This window comes from Mucilaginibacter limnophilus, assembly GCF_004005815.1.
Lineage (GTDB): Bacteria > Bacteroidota > Bacteroidia > Sphingobacteriales > Sphingobacteriaceae > Mucilaginibacter > Mucilaginibacter limnophilus.
Window position 1 is genome coordinate 904,772 of sequence record NZ_SACK01000001.1, and the last position, 16,848, is coordinate 921,619.

The following is a 16,848-nucleotide window of genomic DNA, read 5'->3' on the forward strand; positions in this document are numbered from 1 at the left end:
CTTTTCCTTTGGTTTGTGATTGAGCGGGTGCTCATCACCTTTTATAAACCAATTTTAAAACCAGCTTAATTAATGGAAAAGATCTACTCTTTACGCTACAGATTACTTTTGTTTTTTGTATTTCTTTCTAATTGGGTTTTTGCCCAAACCGGCACTATTACGGGCCAGATAGTGGATGAAAAGAATCTTCCGCTACCAGGCGCCACTGTGATAGTAAAAGGAACTACCCTCAGTACATCAGCCGACGTTAACGGTTATTTCAAAATAACCGGTGTGCCTGCTGGTACACAAACTATAACAGCATCTTTTATAGGCTATACGCCGCTTGAAAAGCAAGCAACAGCAAACGGAGCGGCAGTCAACTTTCAATTACAGCCGTCATCGGTAGCGTTAAACGAGGTTGCTGTAATTGGTTACGGTACCGTACGCAAAAGTGACGCTACCGGTTCATTAAGTGTAGTAACGGCTAAAGATTTTAATCGCGGAGCCGTAAATTCTATTCAGGAAGCCATTGTGGGTAAACTGCCGGGCGTGGTGATAACCTCCAACAGCGGGGCGCCGGGTAATACATCGACCATAAGAATACGTGGTGGAGCTTCGTTAAACGCCAGCAGCGATCCGTTACTGGTTGTTGATAATGTGCCGTTGGATAACACCGGTCTTGGCGGTTCGGCAAATTTACTGGCAACTATCAACCCTGATGATATTGAGAATATTACCGTACTTAAAGACGCATCGGCCACTGCTATTTATGGTGCAAGGGCATCAAACGGTGTGTTACAAATCACTACCAAACGAGGTACCAAGCAAACACAGCTGCGCTATAATGTAACTACTTCACTGGCTGTTTTACCGAAGTATGTTGATAATTATACCGGCGACGAGTTCAGAGACGTAGTTAACCGCGTTTACGGCGGCACAACAGCCATTACCTCAATGCTGGGTGATGCCAATACTAACTGGCAGGATGAGATATATCGCAAGGCATTCGGGCAGGATCATAATCTGAGTTTATCGGGTACTGCCAAAAGCTTGCCTTACCGTGTATCATTAGGTTACAATAATACTGATGGGGTGCTTAAAACGTACAACTTCAGCCGCACAACACTTGCAGTAGGACTTGATCCAAGTTTATTCAATAAAACGCTGAACATCCACATCAATTTAAAAGGTTTATACAATACAAACAACTTTGCCGAGCAGGCTGCAATAGGTAACGCGGTAAGTTTCGACCCTTCTCAACCTGTTTACAATGGCAATACACGTTGGAGAGGATATACTACATGGACAACTGATGGCGACCTGAATGGTCCGCCGGTAACACTTGCTACCGCTAATCCGGTTGCACAATTAGAACTGACAGATAACAAATCAACTGTTAGAAGAACCACTAACAACATTCAATTTGATTATAAAGTGCCTTTTTTGACCGACTTGCACGCCAACCTTAACCTCGGTTATGATTATGGTAAATCATTCGGCCATAATAACGCGCCCGACAATACCAGCTGGGTATATGTACCGGTTGTAGCAGGCGGTCGTATTAGCAACTATAACGAAAGCACCACCAATCAACTGCTTGATTTTTACCTGAACTATCGTAAAGACCTTAAATCGATAGAAAGTTCAATAGATGTAACGGCTGGTTATTCATACTCATACTTTAAAAAAGAAGGCCATAGCACATCGTCAGACGTTGCCATGACAACACCGCAGCCGCCGAATGATTTTATAACCGACTATGTATTAAAATCATATTTCGGCAGGTTAAACTATAGCTTGCAGGACAAATACCTGTTAACATTTACCATGCGCGCCGACGCTACATCTCGCTGGGCACCTGAAAACCGGTGGGGATATTTCCCGGCAGGTGCAGTTACCTGGAAACTAAAAGAGGAAGATTTTTTGAAATCAAGCGATGTAGTATCTGATCTGAAACTGCGTGTGGGTTATGGCATAACAGGCCAGCAAAATTTAGGAGATGGAAATAATTATCCCTACCTGGCCAAATTTACTATTGGTGACCAAACATCGCAGTACCAGTTTGGTGATATCTTTTATCGCACAATACGTCCCGATGGTTATGACTCTAATATAAGATGGGAAACTACTACTACAACCAACGTTGGTTTGGATTACGGTTTCTTTAATGGCAGACTATCTGGTTCGTTGGATTTATACTGGCGTAAAACTAAAGACTTGTTAAGCTATTTAAATGCACCGGCAGGAACCAATTTTTCAGCAATGATATTAACCAACGTAGGTAATATGAATAACCATGGTGTGGAATTAGGTCTAAATGCGGTTATAGTTTCAAAAAAGGACTTTAATTGGCAGTTAGGTTATAATATAAGCTATAATCAGAATAAAATAACCAATCTGTCGCTGAATAACGATAATAGTGTATATGTTTCAACGGGGGCAACTATAGCCGGTACTTTTGATAACATTCAATTCCATAAAGTAGGATATTCCAGAGCATCATATAAAGTATATCAACAAATATATGATGAAAATGGCAAGCCTGTTGAAGATGCTTATGTTGACCGGAATGGCGATAATATCATTAATAGCGATGATATGTATTACTATCAAAAACCTGACCCTACAGTGTTGATGGGTATCAACTCAAGAGTCAACTACAAACGTTTTGATTTCAGTTTTTCGGGAAGATTAAGCCTCGGCAACTACAACTATAATAATGCCGCATCGGGCAGTACTTACAAAGGGCTGTACTCATCATTAGGTTACCTGGCCAACCAGACAAAGGCTGCTGAGGAAACACAGTTTGTGAATGCGCTTAAGACCAACATGTCTGATTATTACATTCAAAATGCTTCATTCTTCAGGATGGATAACATCAATCTTGGTTACAATTTCCCTAATATTAACAAGCTTAAGCTGCGCCTTAACGCCGGTGTGCAGAATGTATTTGTAATTACAAAATATAAGGGCTTGGATCCCGAGATAAGCGGCGGTTTGGATAATAACTTCTTCCCGCGGGCACGCATATTCCAGTTAGGCCTAAACTGTACTTTTTAACACTTAGCAACAGAAAACATGAAACTGAATAAAATACTAACTATAGCAATGTTACTGTCGGGTGTACTGGGTACATCCTGTATGAAAAGCCTGGACGTTAAACCCCAGGATCCAAAAATTATCACATCAGCTACGGTGTTTGACAATCCTGAAGCATTTAAACAATTTCTTGCAAAATTGTATGCAACTTTCTCACTCACAGGTCAGAAAGGTGAATCAGGGTTGCCCGAAATATCGGCCCCCGATGAAGGTACAACCGCTTTTATCCGTGGCTATTGGGCAGCGCAGGAAGTAACCACTGACGAATGTATAAATGCCTGGGGCGATGGTGGTTTGGTTGAATATCATGGCCATTTATGGAGCGATCAAAACTCATATATCAAGTTGATGTATCAGCGCCTGTTCATCAACATCAGCTATTGCAACGAATTTATACGTGCGGTTGACGAAAACATAAGCAAGCTCGACGGGAGTATGCAGGGCGAGGTATCGCGTTACAAAGCTGAAGCAAGATTTTTACGCGCATATTATTACATGTGTGCCATGGATCTTTTTGGTAACGTCCCTTTTGTTACCGAAGCCGATAAACCGGGCGCTTTTTTGCCAAAACAAATAAAACGTGCTGAGTTATTCACTTACGTTGAAAGCGAATTAAAAGCCATATTGCCTGAAATGGCCGATCCTGGTGCTAATGAGTACGGCCGAGCCGACCGTGCAGCCGCATGGGCGATATTAAGCAGGTTATACCTTAACGCCCAGGTGTACGCCGGTCAGGCACGTTACAATGATTGTATAACCTATTGCAATGAGATTTTAAATGCAGGCAATTATTCGCTGCATGACAATTATGCCGAACTGTTTTTAGCAGATAATCACAAGTGGAAAGAAGAAATCATAATGCCGGTAGCCACAGATGGAGCCAACTCCCGCAGCTATGGCGACATGACCTTTGTGATACACGCAGCAGTTGGCGGATCAATGGATGCTGCCAATATTTACGGCATCGCATCAGGCGGTTGGGGTGGTAACCGGATGACGACCTCTTTTGTAACCTCGAAATTTGCCGACCCATCGGGAGCTACCGATAGCCGTGCAATATTCCATACCGACGGACAAACACTTACCATTACGCATCCTAACGTGTTTTTAGAAGGCTACCTGTGCGGTAAGTTCAAAAATGTAACGTCTGATGGCGCGGTTGGTGTAAACAGCACATTTGTTGATACCGATTACCCGCTTATTCGTCTGGCCGAGATCTACCTTAACTATGCTGAGGCTACTGTTCGCGGCGGTGCAGGTGGCGATGCCTCTAAAGCACTTGAATTGGTTAACGATCTGCGTGAACGGGCTTATGGAGATAATTCCGGAAACATTACCTCAGGTCAGTTAACGCTTGATTTTTTGCTTGACGAGCGTGGCCGTGAATTGTATTGGGAAGGTTTCCGCCGTACAGACCTTGTACGCTTTGGCCGGTTTACAGGCAATACTTTACTGTGGGACTGGAAGGGCAACGTAATGAACGGTACAGGTACCGACAGCCATTTTAATGTGTTCCCTATACCCGCGTCAGACCTTTCGTTAAACACCAATTTAGAACAAAATCCGGGCTATTAATCATATACCGAAATGAAAAAACTAATCATTATCATACTTGCCGCTACGGCTATGTTTTCCTGCAAAAAGGATAATATAGTAGCAGTTACAAAAGCTGATCCGGGCGCGCCGGCAGTTACAACTCCGGCTGCTAATACGGCTATCATCATAACCGAAACAAACGGAGCTGAAAAGCTATCGGTTCGTTGGAAAAAAGCCGATTATGGCGTAAGCACTGTACTAAACTACACGCTACAGGCTGCAATTGCTGGCAGTAATTTCTCGCAGCGTATCACGCTGGGTAATACATCGGCCGATTCAGCATCTGTAACGTACACCGATATAAATAACGGCTTATTGAACACACTGAATGCTCCGGCTAACGAAACATCAGCTATACAAATACGTATAGCGGCATCAATAAGCGGAAAAGATACCGTTTACTCAGAGCCGGTTACGCTATCAGTTACTACGTTTAAGATAACAGCTCCCGACAGGCTGTATGTGCCTGGTGCATACCAGGAATGGAAGCCGGAAAATGCTGTGTTCATCCGTCAGGCTGAAGGCTTTACTTATGAAGGTTATGTGTATATGAAAATAGGCGATTATTACAAATTTACTTCAGCGCCTGATTGGGTGCATATTAACTATGGCGACTCAGGCACTCCCGGTAAGCTTACCGAAGATGGTAATGCAAGCGGCTTAAAAGTTGATCAGCCGGGTTACTATAAGTTTAATGTTAATACTCAGGAACTGACTTATTCAGCCGCACGTATAGAATCATTCGGACTTATTGGTACCGCTACTGCCGGTGCATGGGATAACTCTACGCCGATGACCTATAATGAAAGCGAGGGTGTTTGGACTGTAACTGCCAACCTTACAGCAGGTGCGTTAAAGTTTCGCGCCAACAACGGATGGGATATCAACTACGGTCCGGCAGATATCAATGCCTTAACAGGTACATTGATACAAACCAACGACGCAATAAATATTACCGAAGCAGGAAGCTATACTGTCACGCTTGATTTCAGCCAGGAAACAGACAAGCAATATCGCTACACAGTAGTGAAAAACTAAATTTTATACCGGGACAGTTGGTTATGCGGCTGTCCCAATATTTTTTATAAATGAAATTTAATTACCACGCAGTTCTCTATTTTTTTCTTTTAACAGTTTCTTTTACGGCATTAGGGCAATCAGGCGTTATACAAGCTGGTAATGTCACATCAGCCTCAATAAGCGGTCAGCAGGTTAATATAAGTCTTGAAAACGGCAGCGCGCAACTTAGCGTTTATACGCCATCTGTTATCCGGGTACGTATCGACAAAAAACAATTAGGCGCCGATTTTTCATATGCCGTTATAGGTAAGCCACAACAGGTTAAAGTTGACATTACGCAAAACGACAGCCAGATTACTCTGGTAACCGACTCTGTTAAGGCCGTTGTGCAGAAAAAACCTTTCGCTATAACTTTCTACACACCTGATAGACAAATCATCAACCAGGATGAAACCGGATTGAACACCTCATGGGCAGGCGAATCGGTAACCAGCTATAAAAAAATGCAGGAGTGGGAGCATTTTGTAGGGCTGGGAGAGAAAACAGGCAATCTCGACCGTAAAGGCAGCGGTTTTACCAACTGGAACACCGATACTTTCGGTTATCCTGCCACTCAGGATCCGCTTTATTCAAGTATTCCGTTTTATATCGGCATACATCATGGACTAAATTATGGGATATTTTTAGATAACACTTTTCAAACCGATTTCAATTTCGGGGCCAGTAACAACCGCTTTTCATCATTTGGCGCGCGTGGCGGTGAATTGAACTATTATTTCATCTACCATAAAAAATTAGCTGATATCATCAGCTCATATACCTGGCTTACCGGACGGATGCAGATGCCGCCGCTATGGTCGTTGGGTTATCAGCAAAACAGGTACAGCTATTATCCCGACACAGAGGTGCTGCGCATCGCCAATACTTTACGTGAAAAACGTATCCCTGCAGATGGCATTACGCTTGATATCCATTATATGGAAAACTATAAACTGTTTACCTGGAACAAAAACCGTTTTCCCGACCCTGAAAAAATGAATGCTGAGTTAAACCGGCTTGGGTTTAAAACGACTGTTATCGTCGACCCGGGTATTAAGGTTGAAAAAGGTGCAGGTGCCTACGAGCGTGGACTTACCGACAGTGTATATATCAAATACCCCGACGGACAGCCTTATACCGGGCAGGTATGGCCGGGCTGGTGTAACTTTCCTGATTTTACCAGTGTAAAAGGGCGCGAGTGGTGGAAAAATGAGGTTAAATTTTTTGCAGAGTCGGGCGTAAGTGGTATTTGGAATGATATGAACGAGATTGCCACCTGGGGACAAAAAATGCCCGACAATGTGCTGTTCGATTATGATGGAGTAAAAGCCAATCACCTCCAGGCGCATAACGTTTACGGATTGCAAATGATACGAGCAAGTTACGAAGGCGCTCGTCAGCACTTAAAGGAAAGGCCATTCTTGCTTACCCGATCAGGTTATGCAGGTTTACAACGCTACTCAGCATTATGGACGGGCGATAACCGTGCCGAAGACGACCACATGCTGGCAGGAGTGAGGCTTTTAAGCAGCTTAGGAATGAGCGGTGTTGCCTTTACAGGTATGGACATAGGTGGCTTTACAGGCAACCCAACAACGGCATTGTACACACGTTGGATGGAACTGGGCGCCTTTACGCCGTATTTTCGTAACCATACACAGCTGAACACCAAATCGGCTGAACCATGGAGCTTTGGCGAAGATGTGCTGGATATTTCGCGCAGCTATATCAGTTTGCGTTATCAGTTGATGCCTTACCTGTATTCGAAATTTTACGAAGCTACACAAACCGGATTACCGGTAGTGCGATCATTAGCGATCAACTACACACATGACCCGAGAATATTTGACACTCAATTTCAAAACCAATACCTTTTTGGCGATGCCTTTATGGTTGCTCCGTTTGAAAGTACTAAAGACTTTGGTAAGATATACTTCCCGGCAGGAAAATGGTACGAGTTGTATAATGATGAGGTACAGCAAGGAGGGCAGGATAAAATTGTACAGCTTAACCTAAGCCAGTTGCCTGTGTATATAAAGGCCGGAAGTATAATCCCGATGCAGTCGCTGGTGCAAACTACACAACAACTGCCTAATGATACCCTAACCGTACATGTTTATAATGGTGACACGCCTAACAGCTTTGTTTATTATGAAGATGATGGCAAAAGCTACGCTTATGAAAAAGGCGGCTTGTACAAACGTACCATCAGCTTCAATCCGGCAAACAAAGAACTGATTTTTGGCAAAGCAGAAGGAACCTATAAAACCCACTTTAAGTTGATAAAGCTGGCTTTGCATGGGTTTGATAGCAACGCGATTACCACATCAGGCAAAAAGCAGGATGTAAAATCCGTCAGATATTTCTGGCTTGCAGCCGCAGCCAACACCGACCCAACAATTGGACCGCAGCAGCCGGAAAGCTGTACATTAAAGTATGTTGTGATAAAGAATGAGGATAGTGTTATAAAAATAAATTATTGAGATAAGTGTATGAACGGAAAACAGTTAAAAAACAGGATGAAAACGTATTTAATGTTACTGCTGATTAGTGTATCGGCTATAAACTGTAAAAAGTCATCGTCGCCTAAACCGGTAACACCTGTGGTTACCCCGCCAACGGATGACTATAAAGATCCCGCGGCTTACGGAACACCGTTTGCCGGTGTGCCCGATACTAAAGATATTGTTATGTATGAGGTAAACCTGCGTGCTTTTAGTAATACAGCAAACTTTGCAGGCTTACAGGCCCGGTTAGATAATATAAAAGACTTAGGCGTAAACGTTATATGGCTGATGCCGATATACCCGGTAGGGCAGGTTAAGTCTGCAGGTGGCTTAGGCTCACCTTATTCGGTTAAAGATTACACGGGCGTAAACGCTGAATTCGGTAATCTTGATGACCTGCGTACTATAGTAAGCGAGGCGCATAAGCGTGGCATGTCGGTTATACTCGACTGGGTAGCAAACCATACATCGTGGGATAATGCCTGGATTACCAACAAAGCCTGGTATCAGCAGGATGCTAATGGCAATATAATTAGTCCTGTGGGTACTAACTGGGCCGATGTTGCAGCATTGAATTACAATAATCAAAACATGCGTACAGCTATGATTCGCGCCATGAAATATTGGATATTAACCGCTAATGTTGACGGTTACCGTTGTGACGCGACAGATTTTGTACCCACCGATTTCTGGAAACAATCGCTTGATACATTAAAGAAATTTAACAACCGTAAGTTGATTCTATTAGGTGAAGGCAGTAAAAAAGAGCAGTTTACAGCCGGTTTCCAAATGAATTATGGGTTTGAGTTTTATGACAGGCTGAAAGGAGTTTTTGCAGGTACACAGGCGCCAAGCGCTGTATTTACAGCTAATACAAACGAGAACAATGCGATACCGGCAGACGGGTTTAAGTTGCGTTATATAACCAACCATGATGTTACCTCGAGCGATGGCAGCGCTTATGATATTTACAAAGGTAAACAGGGATCGCTGGCTGCATTTGTACTTGCCGCTTATATGAACGGTGTGCCGCTCATTTATAACGGACAAGAGGTAGGCAGCCCCAAAAAGATCGACTTCTTTAAGAAAGATCCTATCGATTGGTCGACCAACCCGGATATGACAGCCGAGTACAAAAATATTCTTGCGTTGCGCAAATCAAGCGAAGCGATTAAAACTGGTGTGTTAACAACGTTTCCAAATACTAATATCATCGCATTCAGCAAAAAAGCAGGAAACGAAGAAGTGTTTATTGCTGTAAATGCTAAAAACTCGGTAGTTACTTACGATATCCCTGCCGGATTACAAAATACTACCTGGAAACACGGTTTTAACAATGCTGATGTTACACTTGGCACCACAAAAACGTTACAGCCTTATGAGTATATCATACTGAAAAAATAGCGCGACTATTTTTTCATTCTTTTGGTTAATCAAGCGTCCCCTGAGTGAGGGGACGCTTTTTTATTAAAATCCGTCGAATGTCTGATTATAGAAGCCGGTGTATTGTTTAACTAATCGCGGTAATTCGCCGCTTCTAATAATGCTGATAGCCTTTTCTAATATATCCAGCAGTACCTGGTCATGCTCGATATAAGGGATAAGCCTACGCACATGATTGTGAATTGCCTGTAATGCTTTGCCGGATTTTAACGGCGCATGAAAGTCAACCGCCTGTGCGGCGCATAACAGTTCAATACCCAATATCTTCTCAGTATTGGCGATTACCTGTAACAGTTTGCGGCCGCTTATCGAGCCCATACTTACGTGATCTTCCTGGCCAAGTGATGTTGGAATGCTGTCGGCACTTGCAGGGAAGCATAAGCCTTTATTTTCGCTGGCCAAAGCCGCTGATGTGTACTGGACGATCATAAAGCCGGAGTTCAACCCGGTTTCTTTCATCAGCAGTTTAGGTACGTTCGGCACAGTCCCTTCTAACGATAGATACACGCGTCTGTCGGATATATTGCCTAACTCCGATACCGCAAGGCAGGCGTAATCCAATGGCAAAGCCAGCGGTTCGCCATGAAAATTGCCGCCGCTAATGGTCAATTCGTTGTTAATAATTACCGGATTATCTGTTACTGAATTGATCTCTATCTCAACCTGTTCTTTCAGGTGCATCCACGTGGAACGGGCAGCGCCATGTACCTGTGGTATGCAACGCAGCGAGTAAGGATCCTGCACACGTGTGCAATCTGCGTGCGAAGTATTGATCTCTGAGTCAGACAACAGCGTATAAATGGTATTTGCTACATGCATACTGCCGCTGTACGCACGAAGTTTATGCAGGTCGGGATGGAAGGGTTTGACTGAGCCAAGCAGCCCTTCAATCATCAGCGCGCCGGTTATATCGGCATTGTCAAGCAGGTTTTGCATTTGTTGCACCGCATACACAGCGTGCGCCGCAATAAACTGTGTGCCGTTAATAAGCGCTAATCCTTCTTTGGCTGATAGGGTAATTGGCCGGATATTCAACTGCTGCAAAACAGCGCCTGTTTCTTCAACCCTGTTTTTGTGATAAACTTTACCTAAGCCTATAAGCGGCAAAAACAAATGAGAAAGTGGAGCAAGGTCGCCCGAGGCGCCAACCGAACCTTGTGAAGGTACAACCGGGATAATATTGTTATCAATATGCCATAGTATGCGTAGAAGAGTATTCTCGGTAATACCTGAATATCCTTTGGCCAGCGCATGCACTTTCAATACAAGCATCAGTTTAGCCAGGCTTTTTTCAATTGGCTGCCCAACGCCTACCGCATGGCTTTTTAGTAAGTTTTCCTGAAGTTTGGTCGTGTCTTCTGCCGAAATCCTGGTGGTACACAGCGGGCCAAAACCCGTATTTATTCCGTATACCACTTTGTCTGAGGCGACGATCTGTCCAACAATCGCGCTGCTTTTATTAACGCGTTCGAGTGTCTCAGGGTCAATTACTCCTTGTAATTCACCCCGGCTTAGTGAAATAGCTTTAGCGGCCGTAAGCAAGTCGCTTCCGTATAAAAAAGATGGTTTCAATTGAGGTCAAGTTTATATATAGATACAGCCGTCCTGAAGGCTGTATTTTAAGCAAAGTTAACAGTTACTGCGGTAAATTTTACACTTCAATAATTCTTATAAAAGATGTTGATTTTTAAGCTGATATCGCTATCTTGTTTTATCAAAACATCACCTTATGAAAAGCATCAATTCAAAAAGCCGTCGGGATTTCCTGAGGCATGTATCTTATGGCGCGGGCGCATTAGCCTTTGCTCCTGTATTTAAATCGCTGGCTGCTTGTACTCCTTCAGCTAAGGATAAAAAGCTTGGTATTGCCCTGGTAGGGTTGGGTGGCTATGCTGGGGGGCAACTTGCGCCGGCATTACAGCAAACAAAACATTGCTACCTGGCTGGTATAGTAACGGGTACGCCATCAAAGGCTGATGACTGGGCGAAAAAGTACAACATTCCTGACGGAAACATATACAACTATGATAATTTTGATACCATAGCCAAAAACCCGGCAATTGACATTGTTTATGTAGTGCTGCCGGTATCAATGCATAAAGAATATACCATACGCGCGGCGAAGGCCGGCAAACATGTGATATGTGAAAAGCCAATGGCACTAAATGCCTCGGAATGTAATGAAATGATTGCCGCCTGTAAAAATGCGAACAGAATGCTCTCTATAGGTTATCGTTTGCATTTTGAACCGCATACGCAAGAAATTATGCGTTTAGGGCAGAAAAAGGTTTACGGCCAGATAACGGGTTTAGATACCGGAAATGGTTTTGTGTACGATGGCGACCCTAACGCTTGGCGGTTGAAAAAGGCGCTTGCCGGTGGCGGCGCGCTGATGGATATGGGCGTTTATTCAATACAGGGTTCAAGGTACAGCACGGGTATGGAGCCGTTGTTTGTTACCGCTACTGAGCAGAAAACAAAGCCCGAGTTATTCAAGGATGTTGATGAAACCATACACTGGGAACTGGAGTTTCCTGGAGGGTTGAAAACAAAAGGAAAGTCAAGCTATAATAATGATTGGGGCTATCTGAAGGTAATGGCACAAAAGGGTGAGTTTGGGCTTGAACCTGCGTTTGGTTATGGTGGTATAAAAGGCTTTACACCGGAAGGGCCGATGCCTTTTCCGCAAATCAACCAGCAGGCCGCACAGATGGATGACTTTGCGTTGTGTGTATTGAATAAAAAGCCTACACGCGTGCCGGGCGAAGAAGGAGTGAAAGATATGAAGATTATAGACGCCATTTACCGCAGTATAGCATCAGGTAAAAAAGAGAAGATTATTTGATGGCCTGTAGTTCAGTTAGTTAATTTTTAGTTGTGTAGAAACAATGTGATAAATTGTGGTGTTTTATATGATACTAATCATTAAAAATATATGAATACGAGTGCAGATAGCGCTCCCATTATGTTTGCGACCAAATATTGGGGAGCACCGGCCTTTGTTAAGGTAATTCCGGATGGTAATAATTTTGATGTACATATAAACGAGCAGCATTTTGCACTTTTATCGTACAATAGTAAACACGTGTTAGCCGATCTTGAAAGGCGACTTAGCGACCCCGAAATGCTTGATGAGATATCACGACGCATAGAAGCAGGTGTACACTAAATCACATCAACCTAAACTTTAACCGCAACTTATTGTTGTTTCGGCGAATATGGCTAAACTTCAACGTAGTGTATTGGTATTGCTGTTCCTGTTCCTGATTTTTGCCGGGATGTACTTTGCCAAAGAGTTTTTGGTACCGATAGTTATTTCAGGAGTATTTGCTATGCTTTTTATTGGCATTAGTAATTATTTAGAAAGCAAAGGCATTAACAGGGCCCTCTCGGCATTGATTTCTGTTTTCATCCTGTTAGCTTCTGTAAGCGTCATATTGATTTTGCTTTCCATGCAGTTAAGCGAGTTCGCCGGTAAGGTTGATATGATGAAGCAGCGCATTGGCATCATACTGGTCGACCTTAAAAGATGGGTGCACCAAACAGTAGGATTGTCAATGAAGCAGCAGGATGAGTTGCTGAAACAACAGCAAACATCGGGCGGCGTTGAAGGTGGTAGCATGGTAGCCACTATAGCCAGTTCGGCAATGGGGGTTTTAGTTAACGCTGTACTTGGTGTTGTGTACATGTACCTGTTTCTTTTCTACCGCAGCCATATCAAAAAGTTTATATTAAAGCTTGTGCCCGACAGCGAGCTGAAAAACACAGAGGATATAGTACATCAATCGGGCGATGTGGCACGCAAGTATCTCAGCGGCTTAAGTTTGATGATTGTGATGCTTTGGATAATGTACGGTATCGGCTTTAGCATAGTAGGGGTTGAAAACGCAATATTTTTTGCCATACTATGCGGAGTACTTGAGATAGTGCCATTTGTTGGTAATATCACCGGAACATCGTTAACGGTTCTGGCCGTGCTTGTACAAGGTGGGGATGGCGGAATGGTGGTAGGCGTATTGTCAACCTACTTTGTAATCCAGTTTGTTCAAACATACATTCTTGAGCCGCTTGTAGTAGGCGAGCAGGTAAGCATTAATCCATTGTTCACCATTATGGCTATTGTTTTGGGTGAAATGGTGTGGGGTGTGCCCGGTATGATATTGGCCATCCCGCTAATAGGGATTGTAAAAATTATATGTGATAACGTTCCTGATTTGAAACCTTACGGATTTTTGATAGGTTCGCAGAGTAGAAAGCAGAACACCGGAGTAATAGATAAGCTAAAAGGTTTTTTCAGTAAGAAATAACCCGGATTTTATCTTAAATTAACTGCCTCTAATTTTGTAAAAAATATCTCTGATAACTATCAATGTATAAAACAATTATTACCAAAATACCGGCACTTTTAGGGGCAGGTGTAAGTCTTATAATGCTGTCATCGCTGGTTAACAAGAACCACGGTATAGTTGACAATCTGAAATTTACCGCCGCTGCTGACACCGAGCAAAACCGCTATACAAAAACGGTATTATCTGAAAAGCTTGACGAGCCTTTGCAAATGCTTATTCTTAAAGACCAAAAGGTGCTGTTTATCGAGCGTAAGGGAAATATAAAATTATATGATCCGGCTACTAAGGCGACAACTATAATAGCGACCATCCCGGTAAGTACTAAGTATAAAGACCGTAACGGCAAAATAAGTGAAGCTGAAGACGGACTTTTAGGCGTTGTAACCGACCCCGATTTCGATAAGAATCACTGGCTGTATTTATATTATTCTGAAGCAGGCGACGAGGCAAAGAACATACTAACGCGTTACGAGTTTATCGATGATAAATTGATTTTATCGTCAAAAAAAGTACTACTTGAGGTACCTGTACAGCGTGAACAATGCTGCCATACAGGGGGTAAAATGGCTTTTGATGAAAGTAACAACCTTTATCTAACCACGGGTGATAACACCAGTTCAAAGGCCACGCCTTACAGTCCGGCCGACGAACGGGCGGGCCGCGAGCCGTGGGATGCGCAACGTACATCCGGCAACACTAATGATCTGCGTGGTAAGATATTAAGAATACATCCCGAACCGGATGGTACTTACACTGTACCCGAAGGAAACCTTTTTCCCAAAGGAACAGAGAAAACCAAGCCGGAAATATATGTGATGGGCATACGTAACCCGTATTCGCTTTTTCTGGATAAACGGAGTGGTTATTTGTATTGGGGTGAGGTTGGACCTGATGCAAGTAAGGATGAACCGGGCAGGGGCCCAAAATCATACGATGAATATAATCGTACAAAGAAACCGGGATTTTTTGGCTGGCCATACTTCCAGGCAGATAATAAGCCTTATAATAAATTTGATTTTGCAACCAACACTTCAGGGCCGCTATTTGATCCTGAACACCCTGTAAATACATCGCCAAATAATACGGGGTTAACCAAATTGCCGCCAACACAAAGGTCGTTTATATGGTATCCTTATGATATTTCACCGGAGTTCCCTTTACTGGGTACCGGCGGGCGCTCGGCAATGGTAGGGCCAATTTATTACGCCGATGACTATCCTGCTGGCAAACGCTTTCCGAATTATTACAACGGTAAGCTGTTTATTTTTGAATGGCTGCGCGATTGGATAATAGCCGTTACCATGGATAAGGATGGTAATTATCAATCAATGGAAAAGTTCCTGCCGGGGATGAGCTTTAGCCACCCCATGGACCTGAAATTCGGTCCTGACGGAGATATGTATATCCTGGAATATGGCCAGGGCTGGTTCACCCAAAATAACGACGCGCAATTGGTGCATATAACCTACAATGGCGGCAACCGCAAACCAACCGTTGTTGCCAGGGCCGACAAGCCTGCCGGAGCGCTACCATTAAAAGTAAAGCTGTCGGCCGATGGTACTACCGATTCAGATAATGACCAGCTAAGCTATAAATGGAGTATCGTAAATAAAGCGGGTAAAAAGCTTGCTACACTTACTGGTAAAGTAGCATCTTATACATTTAAGCTGAAAGGTAATTACAAAGCTACTTTGACTGTTACCGATGCGCAGGGTGCAGTATCATCAAAAACCATCGCTGTTAAAGCAGGAAACGAGCCGCCGGTTATTAATATCAATGTGGCAGGAAACCAGCAATTTTATTTTCCTGACAAGCCGTTTAATTATAGCGTTGTAATGCGCGACCGTGAAGATGGCGTAATTCCGGGCGGTAAAATACCGGCATCAAAACTTAAAGTAAATATCAGCTATATGGGCGTTGAAGCCGAGGAAACGTTGGGACACAAAGCGCCGCCAACAGCAGAAAGTTTTGCAGCAGGCAAAGCGTTAATGCTGAAAAACGATTGTAAAGCATGCCATGATGTAAGCCGCAAAATCATCGGCCCATCATATAAAGATGTGGCCGCGAAATACAAAGAGGACGACGAAACAGTTGAAAGGCTTGCCACAAAAATTATAAATGGCGGCACTGGGGTTTGGGGCGAAATGCACATGTCGGCACATCCGCAGTTAGCTAAAGACGATGCTAAATCAATAGTACATTACATATTGAATATTAACGCGATACCTGCAGCTCTGCAAAACCTTGCCGCAAAAGGTAGCTATACACCTACCTCAACAAATGGCAATGTGGTTATCAGGGCATCATATACTGATAAAGGCGTAACTGGCGTTGCACCAGCTTATACCGAAAAAGCTTACACCTTGCTAAGCCCGGTTGTACAGGCATGCAGCGGTACCATAATGGGCGATTACCCTGTAACGAAAAAAAGGGCCAACAAAAGCGCCGTATTTGTCCGTAATTCAGGCAGCATCCATTTTGATAACACCGATTTGACAGGTATCAGTAAAATTGGTTTGGATGTATCAACGCCTAACAATACCAATGGCGGCAAAATTGAGATTCGCCTTGGAGGCACAACCGGTACATTGCTGGGTAGTGTAATTGTAAATAAAGGAGTGGAGAGAAAATTGTTCAATGTGGATATTCCGCCAACTGCAGGCAGGCAAAATTTGTATTTGGTATTTACCGGTACTGTTAACGCCGAAAATCTGATGTACATCGATAACGTGTTGTTTGCAGGCAAATAACCGTTGCGGTATGGTTATTGATAGTTTTCAGCGAGATGCTTACGCATCTGTTTAAATCTATCA

The 16,848-nt window shown here is 43.4% G+C and carries 10 protein-coding genes; 9 read left to right on the top strand and 1 reads right to left on the bottom strand.

The window, feature by feature from the left end; translation table 11 throughout:
* Positions 1–72: 72 nt before the first annotated feature.
* The 5 genes from EOD41_RS03720 to EOD41_RS03740 are packed head-to-tail and all read left to right on the top strand — an operon-like array spanning position 73 to position 9,647.
* Positions 73–3,042: a SusC/RagA family TonB-linked outer membrane protein gene (locus tag EOD41_RS03720; RefSeq protein WP_127703418.1), complete on the top strand. Its 2,970-nt coding sequence runs from the start codon at positions 73–75 to the stop codon at positions 3,040–3,042.
* 18 nt (positions 3,043–3,060) lie between these two features.
* A complete protein-coding gene (locus EOD41_RS03725; RefSeq protein ID WP_127703419.1) occupies positions 3,061–4,656 on the top strand; it encodes a RagB/SusD family nutrient uptake outer membrane protein in 1,596 nt (531 codons plus the stop codon).
* Between the two features lie 12 nt (positions 4,657–4,668).
* Entirely contained in the window at positions 4,669–5,715 is a 1,047-nt protein-coding gene (locus tag EOD41_RS03730) for a SusE domain-containing protein (RefSeq protein ID WP_127703420.1), read from the top strand.
* A gap of 50 nt (positions 5,716–5,765) precedes the next feature.
* On the top strand, positions 5,766–8,219 hold the full coding sequence (locus EOD41_RS03735) for a glycoside hydrolase family 31 protein (protein ID WP_127703421.1): 2,454 nt from the start codon (positions 5,766–5,768) through the stop codon (positions 8,217–8,219).
* A gap of 36 nt (positions 8,220–8,255) precedes the next feature.
* Positions 8,256–9,647 (top strand): alpha-amylase family glycosyl hydrolase, encoded by a 1,392-nt coding sequence (locus EOD41_RS03740; protein WP_240663165.1) that lies wholly within the window; start codon positions 8,256–8,258, stop codon positions 9,645–9,647.
* A gap of 63 nt (positions 9,648–9,710) precedes the next feature.
* On the opposite strand, the gene hutH is transcribed toward EOD41_RS03740, so the two are convergent.
* Positions 9,711–11,258 (bottom strand): histidine ammonia-lyase, encoded by a 1,548-nt coding sequence (gene hutH, locus EOD41_RS03745; protein ID WP_127703423.1) that lies wholly within the window; start codon positions 11,256–11,258, stop codon positions 9,711–9,713.
* Positions 11,259–11,415: 157 nt separating this feature from the next.
* Here hutH and EOD41_RS03750 point away from each other — a divergent pair, with 157 nt between their 5' ends.
* From EOD41_RS03750 to EOD41_RS03765, 4 genes are all read left to right on the top strand, one after another.
* Positions 11,416–12,531 (top strand): Gfo/Idh/MocA family protein, encoded by a 1,116-nt coding sequence (locus EOD41_RS03750; RefSeq protein WP_127703424.1) that lies wholly within the window; start codon positions 11,416–11,418, stop codon positions 12,529–12,531.
* A gap of 90 nt (positions 12,532–12,621) precedes the next feature.
* Positions 12,622–12,855, top strand: a complete 234-nt coding sequence (locus EOD41_RS03755) for a hypothetical protein (RefSeq protein ID WP_127703425.1) — start codon at positions 12,622–12,624, stop codon at positions 12,853–12,855.
* Positions 12,856–12,904: 49 nt separating this feature from the next.
* Complete coding sequence (locus tag EOD41_RS03760) at positions 12,905–13,993, top strand: AI-2E family transporter (protein ID WP_127703426.1); 1,089 nt, start codon at positions 12,905–12,907, stop codon at positions 13,991–13,993.
* Positions 13,994–14,055: 62 nt separating this feature from the next.
* A complete protein-coding gene (locus EOD41_RS03765) occupies positions 14,056–16,785 on the top strand; it encodes a PQQ-dependent sugar dehydrogenase (RefSeq protein WP_127703427.1) in 2,730 nt (909 codons plus the stop codon).
* Positions 16,786–16,848: the final 63 nt, after the last annotated feature.